This is a genomic window from Aeromonas sp. A600620 (assembly GCF_029479985.1).
Taxonomy (GTDB): domain Bacteria; phylum Pseudomonadota; class Gammaproteobacteria; order Enterobacterales; family Aeromonadaceae; genus Aeromonas; species Aeromonas veronii_A.
In genome coordinates this window covers 16,370-35,219 of record NZ_JAAKXB010000016.1, presented here as the reverse complement: position 1 = coordinate 35,219, position 18,850 = coordinate 16,370, and the positions used below count along the sequence as shown (strand labels likewise).

At 58.7% G+C, this 18,850-nt stretch carries 19 protein-coding genes; 11 read left to right on the top strand and 8 right to left on the bottom strand.

The genetic code is table 11. From position 1 onward, the window contains the following. Positions 1–11: 11 nt before the first annotated feature. From hflX to G5533_RS17485, 4 genes are all read left to right on the top strand, one after another. Positions 12–1,298 carry a ribosome rescue GTPase HflX gene (gene hflX / locus G5533_RS17500; protein ID WP_421172861.1) on the top strand — a complete coding sequence of 429 codons (1,287 nt, stop codon included), beginning with the start codon at positions 12–14 and terminating at the stop codon, positions 1,296–1,298. Between the two features lie 48 nt (positions 1,299–1,346). Beyond that, the gene (hflK, locus tag G5533_RS17495) at positions 1,347–2,495 is read left to right on the top strand and encodes an FtsH protease activity modulator HflK (RefSeq protein WP_319919773.1); all 1,149 of its coding nucleotides are present in this window, start codon (positions 1,347–1,349) and stop codon (positions 2,493–2,495) included. Between the two features lie 3 nt (positions 2,496–2,498). Next, positions 2,499–3,383 (top strand): protease modulator HflC, encoded by an 885-nt coding sequence (hflC, locus tag G5533_RS17490; RefSeq protein WP_319919774.1) that lies wholly within the window; start codon positions 2,499–2,501, stop codon positions 3,381–3,383. 105 nt (positions 3,384–3,488) lie between these two features. Then, positions 3,489–3,677, top strand: coding sequence for a DUF2065 domain-containing protein (locus G5533_RS17485; protein ID WP_005339036.1), 189 nt, complete (start codon positions 3,489–3,491; stop codon positions 3,675–3,677). An 80-nt stretch (positions 3,678–3,757) separates the two neighbouring features. On the opposite strand, the gene ispB is transcribed toward G5533_RS17485, so the two are convergent. Then, positions 3,758–4,729, bottom strand: a complete 972-nt coding sequence (gene ispB, locus G5533_RS17480; RefSeq protein ID WP_319919775.1) for an octaprenyl diphosphate synthase — start codon at positions 4,727–4,729, stop codon at positions 3,758–3,760. Positions 4,730–4,971: 242 nt separating this feature from the next. On the opposite strand from ispB, the gene rplU reads away from it, so the two are divergent. From rplU to G5533_RS17460, 4 genes are all read left to right on the top strand, one after another. After that, complete coding sequence (gene rplU, locus G5533_RS17475) at positions 4,972–5,283, top strand: 50S ribosomal protein L21 (RefSeq protein ID WP_005304210.1); 312 nt, start codon at positions 4,972–4,974, stop codon at positions 5,281–5,283. A 17-nt stretch (positions 5,284–5,300) separates the two neighbouring features. Then, a complete protein-coding gene (rpmA, locus tag G5533_RS17470; protein WP_005304202.1) occupies positions 5,301–5,558 on the top strand; it encodes a 50S ribosomal protein L27 in 258 nt (85 codons plus the stop codon). A gap of 190 nt (positions 5,559–5,748) precedes the next feature. Beyond that, entirely contained in the window at positions 5,749–6,951 is a 1,203-nt protein-coding gene (gene cgtA, locus G5533_RS17465) for an Obg family GTPase CgtA (protein ID WP_441255145.1), read from the top strand. Positions 6,952–7,323: 372 nt separating this feature from the next. Then, the gene (locus G5533_RS17460) at positions 7,324–8,694 is read left to right on the top strand and encodes a YjiH family protein (protein ID WP_441255144.1); all 1,371 of its coding nucleotides are present in this window, start codon (positions 7,324–7,326) and stop codon (positions 8,692–8,694) included. A gap of 84 nt (positions 8,695–8,778) precedes the next feature. On the opposite strand, the gene G5533_RS17455 is transcribed toward G5533_RS17460, so the two are convergent. Together G5533_RS17455 and G5533_RS17450 are read right to left on the bottom strand one after the other, a co-directional pair. Continuing rightward, complete coding sequence (locus G5533_RS17455; protein ID WP_206900447.1) at positions 8,779–9,117, bottom strand: hypothetical protein; 339 nt, start codon at positions 9,115–9,117, stop codon at positions 8,779–8,781. Between the two features lie 131 nt (positions 9,118–9,248). Next, complete coding sequence (locus G5533_RS17450) at positions 9,249–12,140, bottom strand: HD domain-containing phosphohydrolase (protein ID WP_441255143.1); 2,892 nt, start codon at positions 12,138–12,140, stop codon at positions 9,249–9,251. Between the two features lie 210 nt (positions 12,141–12,350). On the opposite strand from G5533_RS17450, the gene G5533_RS17445 reads away from it, so the two are divergent. The 3 genes from G5533_RS17445 (at position 12,351) to G5533_RS17435 (ending at position 14,414) form a co-directional block, all read left to right on the top strand. After that, positions 12,351–13,340, top strand: coding sequence for a luciferase-like monooxygenase (locus tag G5533_RS17445; protein ID WP_421206018.1), 990 nt, complete (start codon positions 12,351–12,353; stop codon positions 13,338–13,340). 3 nt (positions 13,341–13,343) lie between these two features. Continuing rightward, a complete protein-coding gene (locus G5533_RS17440) occupies positions 13,344–13,790 on the top strand; it encodes a bleomycin resistance protein (RefSeq protein ID WP_335844178.1) in 447 nt (148 codons plus the stop codon). 123 nt (positions 13,791–13,913) lie between these two features. Continuing rightward, positions 13,914–14,414, top strand: coding sequence for a 2TM domain-containing protein (locus G5533_RS17435; protein WP_421251597.1), 501 nt, complete (start codon positions 13,914–13,916; stop codon positions 14,412–14,414). Between the two features lie 119 nt (positions 14,415–14,533). Here the strand turns inward: G5533_RS17435 and G5533_RS17430 are convergent, their stop codons facing one another. From G5533_RS17430 to surA, 5 genes are read right to left on the bottom strand one after another with little or no spacing between them, the layout of a single operon-like run. Beyond that, positions 14,534–15,355 (bottom strand): symmetrical bis(5'-nucleosyl)-tetraphosphatase, encoded by an 822-nt coding sequence (locus G5533_RS17430; RefSeq protein ID WP_201987516.1) that lies wholly within the window; start codon positions 15,353–15,355, stop codon positions 14,534–14,536. A 6-nt stretch (positions 15,356–15,361) separates the two neighbouring features. Continuing rightward, positions 15,362–15,724 (bottom strand): Co2+/Mg2+ efflux protein ApaG, encoded by a 363-nt coding sequence (gene apaG / locus G5533_RS17425; RefSeq protein WP_201987518.1) that lies wholly within the window; start codon positions 15,722–15,724, stop codon positions 15,362–15,364. 4 nt (positions 15,725–15,728) lie between these two features. Continuing rightward, entirely contained in the window at positions 15,729–16,541 is an 813-nt protein-coding gene (gene rsmA / locus G5533_RS17420) for a 16S rRNA (adenine(1518)-N(6)/adenine(1519)-N(6))-dimethyltransferase RsmA (protein ID WP_005339016.1), read from the bottom strand. After that, positions 16,531–17,526: a 4-hydroxythreonine-4-phosphate dehydrogenase PdxA gene (gene pdxA / locus G5533_RS17415; protein WP_227341997.1), complete on the bottom strand. Its 996-nt coding sequence runs from the start codon at positions 17,524–17,526 to the stop codon at positions 16,531–16,533. Before pdxA ends, rsmA begins: the two co-directional genes overlap by 11 nt. After that, positions 17,526–18,824 (bottom strand): peptidylprolyl isomerase SurA, encoded by a 1,299-nt coding sequence (gene surA / locus G5533_RS17410; RefSeq protein ID WP_266135378.1) that lies wholly within the window; start codon positions 18,822–18,824, stop codon positions 17,526–17,528. The genes pdxA and surA overlap by 1 nt, the downstream gene beginning before the upstream one ends. Positions 18,825–18,850 lie beyond the last annotated feature (26 nt).

Below are 18,850 nucleotides of genomic sequence, written 5' to 3'. Positions count from 1 at the left end.
GGAGCAAGCGCTTGTTTGACCGTTATGAAGCTGGCGAACAGGCCGTTCTGGTGCATGTCAACTTCAGTGATGAGGGTGAGCGGGAGGATCTGGAAGAGCTCAAGATGTTGGTGAGCTCGGCCGGAGTCAATGCGCTGGCGGTCATCACCACCAGTCGCAGTGCGCCCAGTGCCAAATTTTTTGTCGGCAGCGGCAAGGCTGAAGAGATCGCGTCCCAGGTCCAGATGCTGGATGCGGATGTGGTGATCTTCAACCATGCCCTGACTCCTGCCCAGGAACGAAATCTGGAACGTCTGTTCCAGTGCCGGGTGGTGGACAGAACCGGTCTGATCCTCGACATCTTCGCCCAGCGCGCCCGAACCCATGAAGGTAAACTGCAGGTCGAACTGGCCCAGTTACGCCACCTTTCCACTCGCCTGGTGCGAGGCTGGACCCACCTTGAGCGTCAAAAGGGCGGGATCGGTCTGCGTGGTCCGGGTGAAACCCAGCTTGAAACTGACCGACGTCTGCTGCGGGAACGCATCAAGGCGATTTTGCGCCGGCTCGACAAGGTAGCCAAGCAGCGGGAGCAGGGACGTCGTGCCCGCAACCGCAACGAAGTACCGACAGTTTCTCTGGTTGGTTACACAAACGCCGGAAAATCCACTTTGTTCAACCAACTTACAGCTGCCAGCGTGTATGCTGCCGACCAGTTGTTCGCAACACTGGACCCGACCCTGCGAAAACTGGTGATCCGGGATGTGGGTGATGTGATTTTGGCTGACACGGTTGGATTTATTCGGCACTTGCCTCATGATCTGGTCGCGGCTTTCAAAGCGACCCTGCAGGAGACCCGCGAAGCGGATCTGCTGCTGCATGTGGTGGACTGTGCCGATGAGCAGATGCAGGAGAATATCGACTCCGTGCAGCAGGTGCTGGCCGAAATTGAAGCTGACGACAGGCCTCAGCTGATGATCTGCAACAAGATCGACAAGCTGGCGGATCGTCCTGCTGGTCTGGAGCGAGATGACGAGGGGCGCCCATTGCGCGTCTGGCTGTCGGCTCAGACTGGTGAAGGTTGTGAGCATCTGTTTACGGCGCTGACTGAACTGCTGGCCGGCTCCATGGTGCACCACACCCTGCAGTTGCCACCCTCGGCAGCAAGATTGCGCAGTGCGCTTTATCAGTTGAAGGGCATTGAGCAGGAAGGCTTTAGCGAGGAGGGAGATTTCGTGCTGGAAGTCCGCTTGCAAGTGGCCGACTGGAACCGCCTCGTAAAGCAGGAAGGTGAGAGTTTACAACGCTTTATCAGACATTGATGTTCTGATAGAGGTGATATCCATCCGCAAGTATTAATGGAGACGCTGATGGCTTGGAATGAGCCTGGTAACAACGGCAAAGACCGTGACCCTTGGGGGAACAACGGCAAGAATCAGGGGCCCCCTGATCTGGACGAAATGCTGCGCAAGATGAGCCGTCGCTTCGGGGGCCTGTTTGGTGGTGGCACATCCGGTGGTGATGTCGGTCGCTTTGGTATCTCCATCGCACTGGTGATCGCTGTGGTGGTGTGGGTTGTCAGCGGCTTCTACACCATTCGTGAAGCTGAACGTGGTGCAGTGCTGCGGTTTGGCAAGTTTTCCCATATTGTCGAGCCGGGTCTGCGCTGGAATCCCACCTTTATCGACAAGGTGATCCCTGTGGATGTCGAGTCCGTGCGCTCGCTGCCTGCTTCCGGTTTCATGCTGACTCAGGATGAAAACGTGGTGCGGGTCGAGATGGACGTGCAGTACCGTGTCGTCAACCCCGAGCAGTATCTGTTTAGCGTAACGAATGCTGACGAGAGCCTGAGTCAGGCCACCGACAGTGCCCTGCGTTATGTTGTGGGCCACACCAAGATGGACGACGTGCTGACCACCGGTCGTGAGAAGGTGCGTCAGGAGACCTGGCAGGTGATCGATGGCATCATCGAGCCTTACCAGATGGGTCTGCAGATCGTCGACGTCAACTTCTTGCCGGCTCGTCCGCCGGAAGAGGTGAAGGATGCGTTTGATGACGCCATTGCCGCTCAGGAAGATGAGCAACGCTTCATCCGCGAGGCCGAAGCCTATGCCCGTGAAGTCGAGCCGAAGGCCCGTGGTCAGGTCAAGCGTCTGGAGCAGGAGGCGGAAGCCTACAAGTCCCAGATTGTGCTGAAAGCCCAGGGTGAAGTGGCCCGCTTCAACGAGCTGCTGCCCCAGTATCAAGCTGCGCCCGATCTGACACGCAATCGTATCTACCTGGAGACCATGGAAGAGCTCTATCAGCAGGCCAATAAAGTGGTGGTCGACATGCCGGCTGGCAACAACAGCATGATCTATCTGCCGCTCGACAAGTTGGCTGGCAAGCAGGCGAGCGTCCAGCAGGGGCGTCCAGCTGCTGCGCCGACCATCGAGTCCACGCCAGCTTCCAACGAGGGCGCCAACTCCACTCCGACGCCGCTGCGTAGCGGTGACCGCTTCAGCTCAGGGAGAAACTGATAGATGAAAAAGCTAGCTATTGGTGCAATCGCTGTCGCGGCCATGGTCTGCTTCTCCTCTGTCTTTATCGTTGATGAAGGCCAGAAGGGGATTGTGGTGCAGTTCGGCAAGGTGAAGCGGGTTGACTCCGGTGAACCCCGCCTCTATGAACCGGGCCTGCACTTCAAGGTGCCGCTCATCGACCAGGTTCGCAAAATGGATGCACGCATCCAGACCATCGACAGCCAGGCTGACCGTTTTGTCACCTCCGAGAAGAAAGACCTGATCATCGATTCCTATGTGAAATGGAAGATCGAGGACTTCTCCAAGTACTACTTGGCAACCGGTGGTGGCAACAAGTTGCAGGCCGAGGATCTGCTCAAGCGCAAAATCAACAACGGTCTGCGCTCCGAGATCGGTAATCGTACCATCAAGGATATCGTCTCCGGTGAACGCAGTACCGTGATGGAAGATGCTCTGATGAAGATGGCGCGCTCCTCCGAGCTCGGCATCAAGGTGGTGGATGTGCGGATCAAGCAGATCAACCTGCCGGTGGAAGTGTCCAACTCCATTTACCAGCGGATGCGGGCCGAGCGTACTGCCGTGGCCCGTGAGCATCGCTCCCAGGGGCGTGAGCAGGCCGAGATCCTGCGGGCCGATATCGATCGCAAAGTGACCGTGATGATCGCTGATGCAGAGAGTAACGCTCGTCAACTGCGCGGTGAAGGGGATGCGGAAGCCGCCAAAATCTATGCTGACAGCTACAAGAAAGACCCCGAGTTTTTCAGCTTCGTGCGCAGTATGGAGGCCTATCGCAAGAGCTTCGCCGGTGGCAATGACCTGATGGTGCTCAAGCCGGATAGCGAGTTTTTCCGTTACTTCAAGTCTCCTGAAGGCACCAAGCAGTAATCGCCACGAGGTCACATTCAAAGGGTCTGCATTGTCAGACCCTTTTGTTTTTGGTGCCAATGCCAGCCGTTGACCCGAGGGGCTGGTTGCATTGAAGGAGGTCGGATGCTGACATCCATGCTGATGGGGTTGGGATTGCTGTTGTTGTTCGAGGGGCTAGGCCCGTTGTTGATGCCCAGGGCATGGCAGCAGATGTTACGGCTGCTGAGCGATCAGCCACCGGAGCAGTTGCGCCGTATCGGCGGCTCGTTAGTGGTTGCGGGTAGCGTAATCCTCTGGATGCTGAGTCGCTGAGTCTGGCGCAACGCACTGTCCAGCAGATAGCGGACAATAAAAAAGAGGCCGAAGGCCTCTTTTTCATGCATGTCGTTTACTCAGGCACTGCGCTGTACGGCCATGTGGGCCAGTGTTTCCAGCGCCTGTTTGTGCGGGGAGTCCGGCAGGATGGCGAGGGCGGCAATGGCCTTGTCGGCCTCTTCCCGGGCCCGCATGCGGGAGTACTCCAGCGCGCCGGTACGGTCGAGAATCCCGAGGATCTGCTCAAGATGTTCCATACCGTTGCGGTGCTCGATGGCATCGCGCACCAGCTGGCGTTCTTCCGGCGTGCCCACATCCATGGCACGCAGCAGCGGCAGGGTTGGTTTGCCTTCGGCCAGATCGTCGCCGACGTTCTTGCCCATCTCTTCGCTCTGGGAGCAGTAGTCCATCACGTCATCAATGATCTGGAACGCGGTGCCCAGATACTTGCCGTAATCGGTCATGGCCTGTTCGACGGGCTCGGGCTGATGGGTCAGCACGGCGGCGAGTCGGGTAGCGGCCTCGAACAGCTTGGCGGTCTTGCAGTAGATGACCGTCATGTAGCTCTCTTCGGTGGTATCCGGGTCGTTGCAGTTCATCAGCTGCAACACTTCCCCTTCGGCGATGGTGTTGGTTGCATCCGAGAGGATCTCCATCACCCGCAGGTTGGAGAGTTCGGCCATCATCTGGAAGGAGCGGCTATAGAGGTAGTCACCGACCAGCACGCTGGCAGCATTGCCAAACATGGCGTTGGCGGTCTCCCGGCCGCGGCGCAGGTCGGATTCGTCGACCACGTCGTCGTGCAGCAGGGTAGAGGTGTGAATGAATTCGATGATGGCGGCCAGTTTCAGGTGATCCTCACCCTCATAGCCCAGCGCACGCGCAGCCATCACGGTCAGCATGGGGCGCATCCGTTTCCCGCCGGCGCTGACAATGTAGAAACCCAGCTGATTAATCAGACTAACGTCGGACTGGAGTCGGGCCAGGATCAGTTCATTGACCGCCGTCATGTCGGCGGCACAGAGCGCACGGATAGTCTGTTGGTCCATAAGTCTCGTAACGTGACAGCAGCAATAACTGCGATTTTAGTAATGGCAGGGATTCTACACGATTTCACAATGGGTTACAGTTAGGCGTTTATCCACGGCGGCAGATATGCGCACAAAATAAACTTTTTGCTAAATTGGCCTTGCCTGAGCAGATCGATTTGCGTAGAATGCCCGCCCATTGTTATAGGTTTTTGCGCATGTCTAGCCTTGAGCAAAAGACATGCCTTTACGGAGTTAATCAAATGTACGCGGTATTCCAAAGCGGCGGAAAACAACACCGTGTGGCCGAAGGTCAAATCGTTCGTCTGGAAAAGCTGAACGTTGAGACTGGCGCTACCATCGACTTCAACGAAGTGCTGATGGTTGCTGCAGGCGACACTTTTAAAGTAGGTGCTCCTTTCGTTGAAGGTGGCAAGGTTGTAGCTGAAGTTGTGGCTCACGGCCGTGGCGAGAAAGTGACTATCGTCAAGTTCCGTCGTCGTAAGCACCACCGTAAGCAAGCGGGCCACCGTCAGTGGTTCACTGAAGTCAAAATCACTGGCATCAGCGCTTAATTAGAGGAGTCCGATAGATGGCACACAAAAAAGCTGGCGGTTCATCCCGCAACGGTCGCGATTCTGAAGCTAAACGCCTGGGCGTGAAGCGTTTCGGCGGCGAAACAGTTCTGGCTGGCAGCATCATCGTTCGTCAGCGCGGTACCAAGTTCCACGCTGGTGAGAACGTTGGTCTGGGCAAGGACCACACCCTGTTCGCTACCGCGAACGGCAAGGTGCAGTTCGAAGTTAAAGGTCCGCTGAATCGTAAGTACGTTAGCATCGTTGCTGAGTAATTACGGACCGCAAGGATCCGAAGCCCCGCCAACAGGCGGGGCTTTTGTTTTTCCGAAATAATGACGAAAAAACGGAACGCAGATGACCCGGGTACCGAGATTGCCCGGAGAGGCAAGATGCGTATCGCCCGCAGGGGTCTGTACCACTATAATTGCGTATCGGTTTTTCGAATTAAGGTGACGGTTACCTATGAAGTTTGTTGATGAAGTCCAGATTCGAGTCGATGCCGGTGACGGTGGTAACGGTTGTGTAAGTTTTCGCCGTGAAAAATATATTCCCAACGGTGGTCCGGATGGTGGTGACGGTGGTGACGGTGGTGACGTCTATCTGGTTGCCGATGAGAACCTCAACACCCTGATCGACTACCGTTTTGAGCGTTTCCATGCTGCCGAGCGTGGCGAGAATGGCCAGAGTGCCAACTGTACCGGTCGTCGTGGCAAGGACAAGATCCTGCGCGTGCCGGTCGGTACCCGTGCAACCGATGACGATACCGGCGAGTTGCTGGGCGACTTGACTCACCACGAGCAGAAGTTGCTGGTTGCCAAGGGCGGTTTCCACGGTTTGGGCAATACCCGCTTCAAGAGTTCGGTCAACCGGGCTCCACGCCAGAAGAGCAACGGCACACCGGGCGAAGTGCGTACCCTGAAGCTGGAGCTGCTGTTGCTGGCTGACGTCGGTATGCTGGGTCTGCCCAACGCCGGTAAATCTACCTTTATTCGCGCTGTTTCTGCCGCCCGCCCGAAAGTCGCTGATTATCCCTTTACCACCCTGGTGCCGAACCTCGGTGTGGTGCGTGGTGAGAACTCCCGCTCCTTCGTGATCGCCGATATTCCGGGCCTGATTGAGGGGGCAGCCGAAGGCGCAGGTCTTGGTATCCGTTTCCTCAAGCACCTCGAACGCTGCCGCGTGTTGATCCATCTGGTGGATATTTGCCCCATTGATGGCTCCGATCCGGCTGAAAATGCCGTGACCATCGTGCGTGAGCTGGAGAAGTACAGCCCGGAACTGGCTGGCAAGCCGCGCTGGCTGGTGTTCAACAAGATGGATCTGATCCTGGAAGAAGAGGCTCAGGAAGTGATGGATCGCGTGAAAGCCGCCCTCAACCACGAAGGGCCGGTCTACGCCATCACTGCCATCAGCAAGGAAGGGACCAAGAAGGTCTGCTACGACATCCTGGATCTGCTGGATACCATGCCCCGTCAGCTGGAGCAGGATGCCAAAGATGCGATCGAGAAAGTGGAGTTCAAGTGGGACGACTACCACAAGAACCAGCTGGCTAAAGCCGAAGCGGAAGCGCTTGCCGCCTCCATGGCCTTTGACGAAAGTCTCGACGATGATGATTGGGATGACGAAGATGATGATGGTGTGGAAGTGATCTACGTCCGTGACTGATACCCTTGTCTGTCCATTTCATTGATAACCGGAGCCTGAACAGGCTCCGGTTTTTTTATGCCTGTCGAGTAGTGGCTCATTAGGTATGTTTGTGATGCCACTTATTGCCTGCCGTTGATAACTGTTTATACTGCCCATCAAAATTAACAGTAATGAAACAATCATCTGGCGATGTCGATTGAATCGATATGCGTTTCTGTATCTGATTGTTTTGATGGAAGGTTTACCTGTAAAAATTTTTATGCGCAGATTTATGCATTATGGGCTTGTTTGTGCATTTTTTTGGAGTATTCTTGCGCCCGTTTTGCCGGTTAATGCATGAATACGCAGGTAGGCCGGGCTATGGAAAAGTAACATTAGGGCAGTCTTATCATGCTGGAAAAGAGTCTTGAAGCATCTGCGGTTAATACCCGCCGTAACTTGTTGATGTTTCTAATACCGTCACTGATCGGTATCTTGCTGTTCATGACGCCGGTCGTCTATGACGGTAACGTCACCATCCCGGTGGCCGTGCTGGCCAAGCTGGTACAGCGCGTTTTTGCCGATTATCTGGTCGCCATGGTCAGTGCGGTGATCACCACCACCATGCTGATGACGGTGATTGCCTGGCTGTTCAAGCCAGCGATTCTGGTGCGTCGTCCTTTCCTCAACAGTTTGTTCAATGTCTCCCCTTTCTGGGCCTGCGTGCGGGTATTGGGCGGTATCTTCGTGCTGCTGACCTTCTTCCAGGTGGGGCCAGAGGTGCTTTACTCCGGCGCAACCGGTGGACTGGTGCTCAACGATCTGCTGCCGGTGCTGTTTTCGGTCTTCATTTTTGCTGGCCTGTTGCTGCCGTTGCTGCTCGATTTCGGGCTGCTGGAATTTGTCGGCACCATGATGACCCGCATCATGCGTCCGGTGTTCCGGTTGCCGGGTCGCTCCGCAGTGGACTGCTTTGCCTCCTGGCTGGGGGATGGCAGCGTCGGTATCCTGCTGACCAGCAAGCAGTACGAAGGGAAGTTCTATACCCAGCGTGAAGCCGCGGTGATTGGCACCACCTTCTCTGCCGTCTCCATCACCTTCTGTCTGGTGGTGATCTCCCAGGTGAAGCTGGAGCACATGTTCGTCCCCTTCTACCTGACCGTCTGTCTGGCGGGGGTGGTTGCCGCCATCGTGGTGCCGCGTCTGCCACCGCTCTGCTGGAAGAAGGACATCTATGCCGATGGCACTCCCCTGTGCCGCAAGCAGGAAGCAGTGCCGCACCAGCACAGCGTGATGAGCTATGGTTTCGAGCGTGCCCTCACCAAGGCTGACAGCATGACTGATCTCGGCGCCGTCGCACGGGAAGGGGTGAAGAATGCACTGGATATGGTGTTTGGCGTGCTGCCGGTGGTGATGGCGATCGGTACCTGTGCCCTGATGCTGGCCGAGCACACCCCTATCTTCAACTGGCTTGGCGCCCCGTTTGTCCCCTTGCTGGAGCTGCTGCAACTGCCGGAGGCGGAAGCCGCTTCCAAGACCATCATGGTCGGTTTTGCCGACATGTTCATTCCGGCGGTGCTGGCCTCGACCATCGAGAGTGACATGACCCGCTTCGTGATTGCCGCCATGTCGGTAACCCAGCTGATCTATATGTCGGAAGTGGGCGCCCTGCTGCTGGGCAGCAAGATCCCGGTCAAGCTGTGGGAGCTGTTCGTTATCTTCCTGCTGCGCACTCTGGTTACCTTGCCGGTGATTGCCGGGGGGGCACACCTGCTGTTCTAAGGGCGCAGCGCAGTGAAAAACGGTCAACCTCGGTTGACCGTTTTCTTTTTCGTAGTGACGGAAGAGAGTCCCCCTTCGGTTGGCTCAGCCTGTAGTGACGGGACACTGGATGGTCAGCGAGTGGATTGTGTTGGCGATGCGATAGGGCTTGGCTGCTTTGTAGACCTTCTTCTCGTCGTCATAGCTTCCCCCCAGATACTGGGTGCTGTATAGCGTCTGCTGGCGGCGATCTGTCTCCTTGTAGCCCTGCGGGCAGGTCTGGTTGGCCTGCTGAAAGCAGGCCGTCATGCTGCTGCATTCGATGTAGAAGCCGCGCTGGCTGGGATCGGCAAGGTGCACAGGGGTGACGGTAGGGGCGGGGGGAGACAACAGGGCGCAACCGGAGAGCGTCAGTGCGCCCAGCAGAACGAGATGTTTTGACATAGATAACCTGAACAGTGTGGTGTGACAACGTGTGAGGGGGAGTCTATTGCTCCCCCTTCGCTATAGGGGCACCGTTATAACCAGCCCGGGGCGTTCAGGCCAGCCCGCAAATGTAAGAAGATATGACCCAGCTAGGCCTGTGCGGCTAGCAGTGCGGTTTCATCCACCTGATCCAGTTGGGCGGTCTCGAGGAAGCGTCTGGCGTAATCGCGCCAGATACCGCTGCTGACAAACAGAACGAACAGATCCGGGTCGATATGCTGTTCACGTACCATGCTCTGCATGATGGCAAGAGCCTGGGAGACCGTCTTGCCAGATTTGTAGGGGCGATCACTGGCGGTCAGAGCCTCGAAAATATCGGCGATAGCCATGATGCGGGCCGGTACGCTCATCTGTGATCCGGTCAGCTGGCGTGGGTAACCCTTGCCATCCATCCGCTCGTGATGGCCGCCGGCAATCTCCGGCACGCAGCGCAGATGACGGGGGAAGGGGAGGTGCTCCAGCATGCGTATGGTCTGGATGATGTGCTCGTTGATCTTGTAGCGCTCCTCCTCGGTGAGGGTTCCCCTGCTGATGGCAAGGTTGTATCTCTCCCCCCGGTTGTAGAGATGGTGCGGTACCTTGACCTTGAAGCCCCAGGGATTGTGCTCGTCGAACCGATCTCCATCCGGACGAGGCACAAGGTGCCAGCACTTGTCGGCCAGCAGTGGCTCGAGGCAGGGCAACTCGGGAGATGGTTCTTTCTGACGCAGCTTGATCTCCTCCCGGCTGATGCCGAGCCGATCGTCCAGGGTGCGCAGCCAGGTGCGGCTGGCGATGGCGTCGAGCCGTTCAATCTTCTCGGGGGCCATCCACTCGCCACCCAGATTGCACTCGGCGATGAAGGCAAACTCCTGATCCAGCTCGGCCCAGCGCGGGGCTGCCTCTTCCCGGCAGGCACTTCTGATCTCTGATGACAAGCGGGCAGCGAGGCTCTCGATATAGACATCCCGCTTGAGTACTTCAAAACGAGTGCGGATCTCGTGGATCCGGTCGTAGAGGGTCTCCAGTTTGGTGGCCTTGTCGACCACGAACTCCGGGGTGGTCACCTTACCACAGTCATGTAGCCAGCTGGCGATATGGATGGCTTCCCACTCCTCCTCGTTGAGAGTGAAATCGGCAAAGGGGCCCTGTCGCTGGGCGCAGGCCGCCTCGGTCAGCATCCGGGTCAGCTCCGGCACCCGCTGGCAGTGACCGCCGGTGTAGGGGCTCTTGGCGTCGATGGCGCCGGCCATCAGCTCGATAAAGGATTCGAGCAGCTGTTTCTGCTCTTCCAGCAAGCGCTGGTTCTCGATGGCGGAGGCGGAAGTGCCCGCCAGCGCTTCGATGAGGCTGATGCGCGATGCCAGCTCCTGTTCGCTGCAGCGTGGCAGGATCAGCAGGAGGTATCCGATCAGCTCCTGACGATGGCCGCAGAGCGGCTCAGCCACCAGCTGGCATGGGTCGGGAAAGGAACCCCAACTGTCCAGGTGTTGCCTCCATGTCGCCTCATCCAGGCTGAGGGAGATGCGCTGGGAAGTGGCCATGCCGGATAGCAATGGTTGTGGCCAGGGAACCTGCCCAAGGGGCAGCTCGGTTTGCTGCCAGCGGGCCTGGACCGGCTGCATCTTTTGCTGTTGGGCCAGGTAGAGGCTCCCCCCTTTTGCCTGTACCGCGGCGATGGTTTCATGCAGGATGCGGCTTAGCAGGGAGTCGAAGCGGTGCTCTGCAGCCAGTGCTCTACCCATGTTCATGAAGTTGCCGAGGGTTTGGCGCATGCCGGACATGGTGCGGGCAAGGTCATCTATCTCCCGGATGGCCGATTCTGGAACCTGCCCCTCGCCAAAGTCGAAACGCTGGATCCGCTCGGCCTCGCGGGTCAGGGCCAGCAGCGGGGTAGCGGTACGGCGGGAGACCATCCAGATCACTGGCAGCAGCAACAACAGGCTGGTCAGCGCCCATGCCATATTGATCAGTGCTTCATTGCGTGCCTGCTGATAGAGCAGATCTGCCGAGACCAGCAGGGCGATGTAAAAAGGGGTGTCCTTGCCGAGGGGGGAGATATTGACCAGCCACTCTTGTTTTTCCCCTGTGGTCAGGGTCAGCTCCCGGGGAGAACCATCCAGCAGCACAGGCGTCCTCTCTAGCCTAGTTTTCAGCTCGGCCATGACTGGGCTGCCCAGAGCCGTGATCGCTGGCAGCTGGGTTAGCTGATCATAGGCTGGCAGATGTACAGGATCGGCCGCCAGTAGGGTCGCGGAGCGATCGAACAACACTACCTGGCTTTGGAGCGGCAACTGCAGCTCGCCAATCAAGGCCGAGAGCCCTTCGACACTGGCATCCAGCCCGATCACGGCGCGTTGGCTATGGCTGGTGACAGCCAGCGTCATGCCCGGCTCCCTGGTGGTAAAAAAGAGATAGGGGGTGGTGGCGACAATCTTTGATGAACCGCGAGCCAGCCGGTACCAGTCGCGGCTGCGGGGATCGAATCGATAATCCGCCATGGCTCGCCGCCCCAAAAGTTGCAGCTGCTCATCAAAATAGAGGAACTCTCCCCGCCCGCTACTCAGGCTCTGAATCAGCAACTGGCTGCCTTCAGGCACAGCCTGCAACTGGGCCCGGGCCCGTTCCGTGAGTTTTCGTACCAGAAAGAAATCGCCACTCTCATAGCCGATGTAGACGGCACCATAGCTGTCGCGATTGGCCAAGATCTCTGCCAACTGCGGCAGATACTCCAGTCGGCTTGCCAGATCGCTCATGTCGGCCAGTCGGCTGCTGGCTAGCAGGCTGAGGGACATGCGGGCTGGCTGCTCGTTCAATTGCAGAGCGAGGGCCAGCTGTTCCCGGTACTGTTTGAAGTTGTGGCGCTCATGTTCCAGCATCTGGCGAGAGCCCTGCTGGAACTGCAGCAGAATCAGCAGCATGCCCAGCACACTGAACAGCAGGGTAAATAGGGTGGCAATGTGAACATAGAAGGGCTTGCGCCCGGATCTGGCAGTGATCATGGACATTTCCTTGTCACAGTGATGCTTGCGGAGACGATCTGTCAGCAGTGTGTCAATACGATAACAGAAATGACAATACTGGCCTGATATCTGTGCTTTTCCATGGTTGCCCACTGCCAGGCAGAGCTTGGCAGGAGATAGTGATTCATTCAGGTATCCCGTGCTACATTGCCTCACTTGTTACTGGTCTGTAAATCCATGGAGTGACTCATGCCTGCCATCCCCTATTCCGTGCTCGATCTGGTGCCTGTTGCCGAAGGTTCCGTACCTGCCGAGTCATTTCGCCGTTCGCGGGATCTAGCCCGCCATGCCGAGGGCTGGGGTTACCAGCGCTACTGGCTGGCCGAACACCACAACATGCCGGGCATTGCCAGTGCCGCCACCTCGGTGCTGATCGGCCATCTGGCCGAAGCCACCACAACTCTGCGGATCGGGGCGGGTGGCATCATGCTGCCGAACCACTCGCCACTGGTGATTGCCGAGCAGTTTGGCACTTTGGCTTCTCTCTATCCCGACCGCATCGATTTGGGCCTTGGTCGCGCCCCCGGGACCGACCAGCGCACCATGCGGGCGCTGCGGCGAATGCGCAGCAGCGAGGTGGATGATTTTCCGGCCGATGTGCGCGAGCTGATGAGCTACTTTGGCGACGAGATCGGCGCGGTGCAGGCGGTGCCCGGCCAGGGGCTGCATCTACCCATCTGGCTGCTGGGCTCCAGCCTCTACAGCGCGCAACTTGCAGCTGCGATGGGCTTGCCGTTCGGGTTTGCCTCCCATTTCGCGCCCGCCATGTTGCTGCAGGCGCTGGAAATCTACCGCAGCCAGTATCGTCCCTCTGCGCGCTGGCCCAAGCCCCATGCGGTGGTCTGCATCAACATGATCGCCGCCGACAGCGAGCGGGAGGCCCGTTTCCAGTTCACTACCGTGCAGCAGCAGTTCTTGCGCCTTCATCGCGGTGATGCGGGCAAGCTGCCCGCGCCGGTCGTCCAGCTTGGCGACGAGTGGGCACCCCGGGAGCTGATGGCGATGGAGCAGACCCTGGCTCGCTCGCTAGTGGGCGATCCGGAGCAGATCCGCCATGGCCTCAAGGCGCTGCTGGCGGAAACCCGTGCCGATGAGCTGATGTTCAATGGCCCCATCGTCGATCATCAGGCCCGGCTGCGCTCCTTTGAAATTGCCGCCGAGCTGATGCAGAGCCTGTAAGCCATGACGAACCCTACTGTCGCGGTGGATGGGCCGTATTGGAATCCCATGGTACCGGAGCTGTCGGTTACCGATCTGGCTCGATCTCTGGTTTTCTATACCGGTTTGTTGGGCTTCTCGGTCCGCTATCGGCGCGATGACCCTCCTTTTGCTTATCTTGAGCAGCAACAGATACAGCTGATGCTGGAGCAGGTACATCCGGCGGGTTGGCAGGTCGGGGCGCTGGAGCCACCGTTCGGTCGGGGGATCAATCTGCAGATGGAGCTGACCGAGATCCAGCCGCTACTCGACCGCTTGCAGGCCGCCGGGATTGCACTTTTCCGGCAGCCCACTGAAGTCTGGTATCCAGTGGGCGAGATGCTGGCCGGGCAGCGCGAATTTTTGCTGCAGGATCCCGATGGTTATCTGTTACGGTTTGTGCAATATCTGGGGGAACGAGCGGCTGACTGACAAGATCAAAATCTTAACCATCTGATTTTAAAGGACTGTCAGATGTATGTCGGCTATCTGTCGTGTCACCTTTCGCGGCGCAAGCCCTATGCTGGCCCTGTCAATTACCACAAGGAGTTCGAGATGATCGTCAGGAAGTTGAGATTGCAACGGGGTTGGTCTCAGGATCAGTTGGCAACGTTGACTGGTTTGAGTGTCCGCACTATCCAGCGGATCGAGCAGGGGCAGCAACCCGGACTGGAATCTCTCAAGGCCCTGGCCGCCGTCTTTGAACTCGATGTGGCTCAACTGGATGGATCAGAGCAACAGGAGCGCGAGATGAGAGGAAGTGACACTATGGGTCAGGATGCGGTCCAGGTATCGGCAGAGGAGCGGGCGGCAATGCGCTATGTGGAGGGGCTCAAGGGCTTCTATCACCATGTCGCCAGCTATCTGCTGGTGATTGGCGGGTTGTTTGTCATCAACTATCTGAGCAACCCGGGGTATATCTGGGCCTGGTGGCCGGCACTGGGGTGGGGATTGGGACTGGCGTCCCATGCCATTCGGATATTCGAGCCTTTCAAACTGTTTGGCCCGGAGTGGGAGCGGCGCCAGATCGAGAAGCGGCTGGGGCGCAAGTTGTAACTTCATTCGCCGGAAAACAGGGCACACAAAATAGTAAGCCCGGCAGATTGCCGGGCTTTGTTATTGGAGCGGGTTGTGGCAATCGGTGCAACTGCGACCGCCTGATTGCTGCGTACTCCCTAGCTGGCGTGAACCGGGCAGGGGGTGGCGATCAGAGCATCATCCTCGTAGCGCCACAGGGTGAGGCTGTTGCCCCAGACGCAGCCGGTATCCAGACCCTTGATATCGCTTTTTCCGGTGTTGCCCATCAGGGCTGCCCAGTGGCCGAACACCAGAATGGGGTCATCCACATGGTGTTCACGCTGCTCGAACCAGGGGCGCAGCCCCGGGGTCGACTCCTTGGGCCCCTTCTTGCATTTGAAGTCGAGCCGGCCATCAAAGTAGCAGAAGCGCATCCGGGTGAAGGTGTTGATGATGTAGCGGTAGCGGTCAATCCCGACCAGATCATCTTTCCAGCCATCGGGTTGGTCGCCATACATGTTGTGCAGCAGCCACTGGTACTGATCGCCGCGCAACAGGCTCTCTACCTCGCGGGCACAGTTGCGGGCGGTGCGGGCATCCCACGCCGGGGAGATACCGGCATGCACCATCATGATGGGCAGATCCGGATGCTCCGCCAGCAGCGGGCGGTGGCGCAGCCACTCCAGCAGTTCATCCCGATCCGGCGCATCCATCAGGCTCTGCAGCTTGTCCTTCTTCTTGAGTGGGGCAACGCCATTGGCGACCGCCAGCAGGTGCAGGTCGTGGTTGCCGAGCACGGTGACGGCGCGGTTGCCCAGCCCTTTGACAAAACGCAGGGTATTGAGGGAGTCCGGGCCGCGGGCGACCAGATCGCCGCAGAGCCAGAGCACGTCTTGGTCGGGATCGAACGCGGCAAGATCCAGCAGACGGCGCAAGTCGTCGTAACAGCCCTGGATGTCACCGACAAAACAGTTCGCCATGAAACCTCAGTTGATAATATTGGGGATGGCCAGCGTGAAGGGGGCGATAGGCGCCTCGAACTGCTGACCAGAGCCATCTTGCAGGGTATAGCTCCCTTCCATCACCCCGAGCGGGGTCGCCAGCGGCACGCCGCTCTGGTAGCGGTAGGTTTCCCCTTCGGCAATGACGGGTTGCTCCCCGACCACGCCTGGGCCTGCCACTTCCAGCATCTTGCCATTGGCATCGGTGATGAGCCAGCGCCGGTGCAGCAGTTGCACTGGGCCGGGCCCCAGATTCTCAATCTCGATCAGATAGTGAAACTGGTAAGGGTCTTTGGATCCCGCCACATACAGGGGGTATGGGCGGATCTCGATGTGCGGGAGTGCCACAGGATCAGGCCTGTTGCTGATCCGCCAGCCAGTTGGCGATCATGACAAACTGCTCGAGGGAGAGATTCTCCGGGCGCAGGTTGCCATCGATACCAAGCTCGGTCAGCTGGGCGTCGGTGATGAAGTTGGAGAAGCTGTTGCGGATGGTCTTGCGACGCTGGCCAAAGCCCTCGGTACAGACGCGATTCAGACAGCGAATGTCTTTCGCGACTATGGTCGGATTCTTGTGCGGGATCAGGCGAACTACGGCCGAGTCCACCTTTGGCGCCGGTTTGAAGGCGCCCGGGCCCACTTCCAGTACCGGCACCACCTGGCAGTAGTACTGGGTCATCACGCTCAGGCGGCCATAAGCCTTGCTGCCCGGGCCTGCGGCCAGACGCAACACCACTTCCTTTTGCAGCATGAAGTGCATGTCCTCTACCCGATCAGCGAACTCGCACAGGTGGAAGATGAGCGGGGTGGAGATGTTGTAGGGCAGGTTGCCGAAGATGCGCAGCGGCCCCTTGCCTTCACCCATCAGGGTGCCGAAGTCGAAACGCATGGCATCCGCTTCGATGACGGTCAACTTGTCTTTGAGGGTCGGGTGCTCGCGCAGGCGAGCTGCCAGGTCCCGGTCAAGCTCGACCACGGTCATTTTGTCCATCTGGGCGGCGACTGGCTCGGTCAGCGCGGCCAGACCCGGACCGATCTCCACCAGATTCTGACCCGGCTGCGGGTTGATGGCGGCGACGATCTGATCGATCACATACCGGTCGTGCAAGAAGTTCTGACCGAAACGCTTACGGGCCGTGTGGCCCATGTGCACCTTACTGCTCATATCTTTTTTTCTCTACCATCTTGATGGCGTGGTTAATCGCGGTGACAAGGCTGCCCGGATCGGCCAGGCCCTTGCCTGCCAGATCCAGCGCGGTGCCGTGATCCACCGAAGTGCGGATGAAGGGAAGCCCCAGGGTGATATTGACCGAACTGCCGAAGCCCTTGTATTTGAGCACAGGCAGCCCCTGGTCGTGGTACATGGCGAGTACCGCATCCGCATCCTTGAGGTATTTCTCCTGGAACAGGGTGTCGGCCGGCAATGGGCCGACCAGATCGATCCCTTCCTGGCGCAGGGTGACCAGGGCGGGTTCGATCACGTCAATCTCTTCACGTCCGAGATGGCCACCTTCCCCGGCGTGGGGGTTGAGGCCGCAGACGTAAATACGGGGTTTGGCGATACCAAACTTGGTGGCGAGATCCTCGTTGAGGATCCGGATCACCTTGCCGAGGCGATCTTCGGTGATGGCCATCGCTACATAGGCCAGCGGAATATGGGTAGTCGCCAGTGCGACCCGCAGCCCCTCGGTTGCCAGCATCATTACCACATCGGCAGTGTTGGATTGTTGGGCAAAGAACTCGGTGTGGCCGCTGAACGAGACCCCGGCCTGGTTGATGATCCCCTTGTGCACCGGCCCGGTCACCACGGCGGCAAATTCGCCGCTCATGTTGCCATCGCAGGCACGCTGCAGGGTCGCTAGCACATAGGCGCCATTGCCTTCGTTCAGCTCGCCCGGCACCACGGGGGCGCCGAGGGTGACCGGACAGACGGTCAGGGTGCCCGCCCGCTGCGGATGAGCAGGGGCGGTTGCGTCATAGGGCTCAAGCTCGATGCTGAGCCCCTGCAGGGTTGCCCGCTCGCGCAGCAGCGCCGGATCGGCGATCACCACCAACTGGTGGGGCCAATCCTGCTGGGCAATCTGCAGCACCAGATCCGGGCCGATCCCGGCCGGTTCGCCCGGGGTAACGGCAAGGCGACGGCAGCTCATCAGCTCGCAGATCCTTCGACACGGATGTAAGCCTCATCACGCAGCTCGTCCAACCAGGCCTGGGACTCTTCCACGAAGCGGCGATTGTAGATCAGCTGATAGGCACGCTGTTCCAGAGCCTTGTCAGTGGCATCCTGGCTGCGACGATCTTCCACTTGGACGATGTGCCAGCCGTGGCTGGTGCGGAAGGGGGCGCTGATCTGGCCTGGTTGCAGTCGGTTAACCATGTCGCGAAACTCTGGTACATAGACGTTGGGATCAGACCAGCCCAGTTCGCCACCCTGCACCGCAGAGCCCGGATCTTCGGAATACTTCTCCGCCATGCTGGCGAAGCTTGCCTTGCCGCTCTTGATGTCGTGCAGAATGCCGTCCAGCATCCCCTTGGCTTTCTCTTCGCTCAGGATGATGGAGGGCTTGATCAGGATGTGACGGGCCTTCACCTCGGTCTGCATCACTTGCTGCTGACCCTTGGTGTCGAACACCTTGACGATGTGCAGACCGGCGCCGGAGCGCAGCGGGCCCACGATATCGCCCTTCTTGGTACCCTGTACCGCTTCGGCCATCAGGGTCGGCATCTCTTGCGGGCTCATCCAGCCCCAGTCACCCCCTTCCAGCGCCTTGGGGCCGTTACTCTCGGCAATGGCCAGTTTGCGGAAGTCGGCACCCTGCTTGAGGGCGGCCAGAATGTGCTCGATCTTGCTCTTGGCGGCATCCAGCTGGGCGGCGGTGGGGTTGTCCGGCAGGGCAATCTGGATATGGCCGACGTGGTATTCGTTCTGCTGTTGACCCTGTTTCTTCAGGATCTCCACCACCTGCTTCACCTCCTGCTCGGAGATGTTGATACGGCGGCGCACCTGATTGCGGCGCACCTCGTTCATCAGGATCTCGCGGCGAACCTCTTCCCGATACTGGGCATAGGTCATCCCTTCACGGGCGAGCTGGGCGCGCAGCTGATCCAGGGTCATCTTGTTGTCGGCGGCGATGCCCTGAATAGCCTGTTCCAGCTGGGTATCACTGATCTTCAGCCCCTGGCGATCCGCCAGTTGCAACTGCAGGCTCTCCTGGATCAGACGGTCGAGTGCCTGTTTGCGCAGAGTGGCATCGTCAGGCAGAGACTGGCCGCTCTCCTGGGCGGAGAGTTTTACCTTGTTGACCAGTGCGTCCTGTTGACTGGACAGCACTACGTCCTTGTTGACCACGGCCAGCACTTTGTCCATCAGCTCGGGCGCAGCCAGTGCGGCCTGGCTCATGGCGCCGAACATTCCCGCGGTCAGCAGGGCAATCAGGGTCTTTTTCATATCCATCTCTCAAGGCTGGACCAGCA

Bases quoted from the DNA above. Each gene is read 5' to 3' on its own strand.
- hflC (WP_319919774.1), top strand. From the start codon at position 2,499: ATGAAAAAGCTAGCTATTGGTGCAATCGCTGTCGCGGCCATGGTCTGC.
- G5533_RS17455 (WP_206900447.1), bottom strand. From the start codon at position 9,117: ATGTCAAAACATCTCGTTCTGCTGGGCGCACTGACGCTCTCCGGTTGC.
- rsmA (WP_005339016.1), bottom strand. From the start codon at position 16,541: ATGAGCAGTAAGGTGCACATGGGCCACACGGCCCGTAAGCGTTTCGGT.
- ispB (WP_319919775.1), bottom strand. From the start codon at position 4,729: ATGGACCAACAGACTATCCGTGCGCTCTGTGCCGCCGACATGACGGCG.
- G5533_RS17460 (WP_441255144.1), top strand. From the start codon at position 7,324: ATGCTGGAAAAGAGTCTTGAAGCATCTGCGGTTAATACCCGCCGTAAC.
- rpmA (WP_005304202.1), top strand. From the start codon at position 5,301: ATGGCACACAAAAAAGCTGGCGGTTCATCCCGCAACGGTCGCGATTCT.
- rplU (WP_005304210.1), top strand. From the start codon at position 4,972: ATGTACGCGGTATTCCAAAGCGGCGGAAAACAACACCGTGTGGCCGAA.
- G5533_RS17445 (WP_421206018.1), top strand. From the start codon at position 12,351: ATGCCTGCCATCCCCTATTCCGTGCTCGATCTGGTGCCTGTTGCCGAA.
- G5533_RS17435 (WP_421251597.1), top strand. From the start codon at position 13,914: ATGATCGTCAGGAAGTTGAGATTGCAACGGGGTTGGTCTCAGGATCAG.
- G5533_RS17440 (WP_335844178.1), top strand. From the start codon at position 13,344: ATGACGAACCCTACTGTCGCGGTGGATGGGCCGTATTGGAATCCCATG.
- G5533_RS17450 (WP_441255143.1), bottom strand. From the start codon at position 12,140: ATGATCACTGCCAGATCCGGGCGCAAGCCCTTCTATGTTCACATTGCC.
- G5533_RS17430 (WP_201987516.1), bottom strand. From the start codon at position 15,355: ATGGCGAACTGTTTTGTCGGTGACATCCAGGGCTGTTACGACGACTTG.
- cgtA (WP_441255145.1), top strand. From the start codon at position 5,749: ATGAAGTTTGTTGATGAAGTCCAGATTCGAGTCGATGCCGGTGACGGT.
- surA (WP_266135378.1), bottom strand. From the start codon at position 18,824: ATGAAAAAGACCCTGATTGCCCTGCTGACCGCGGGAATGTTCGGCGCC.
- G5533_RS17485 (WP_005339036.1), top strand. From the start codon at position 3,489: ATGCTGACATCCATGCTGATGGGGTTGGGATTGCTGTTGTTGTTCGAG.
- pdxA (WP_227341997.1), bottom strand. From the start codon at position 17,526: ATGAGCTGCCGTCGCCTTGCCGTTACCCCGGGCGAACCGGCCGGGATC.
- hflK (WP_319919773.1), top strand. From the start codon at position 1,347: ATGGCTTGGAATGAGCCTGGTAACAACGGCAAAGACCGTGACCCTTGG.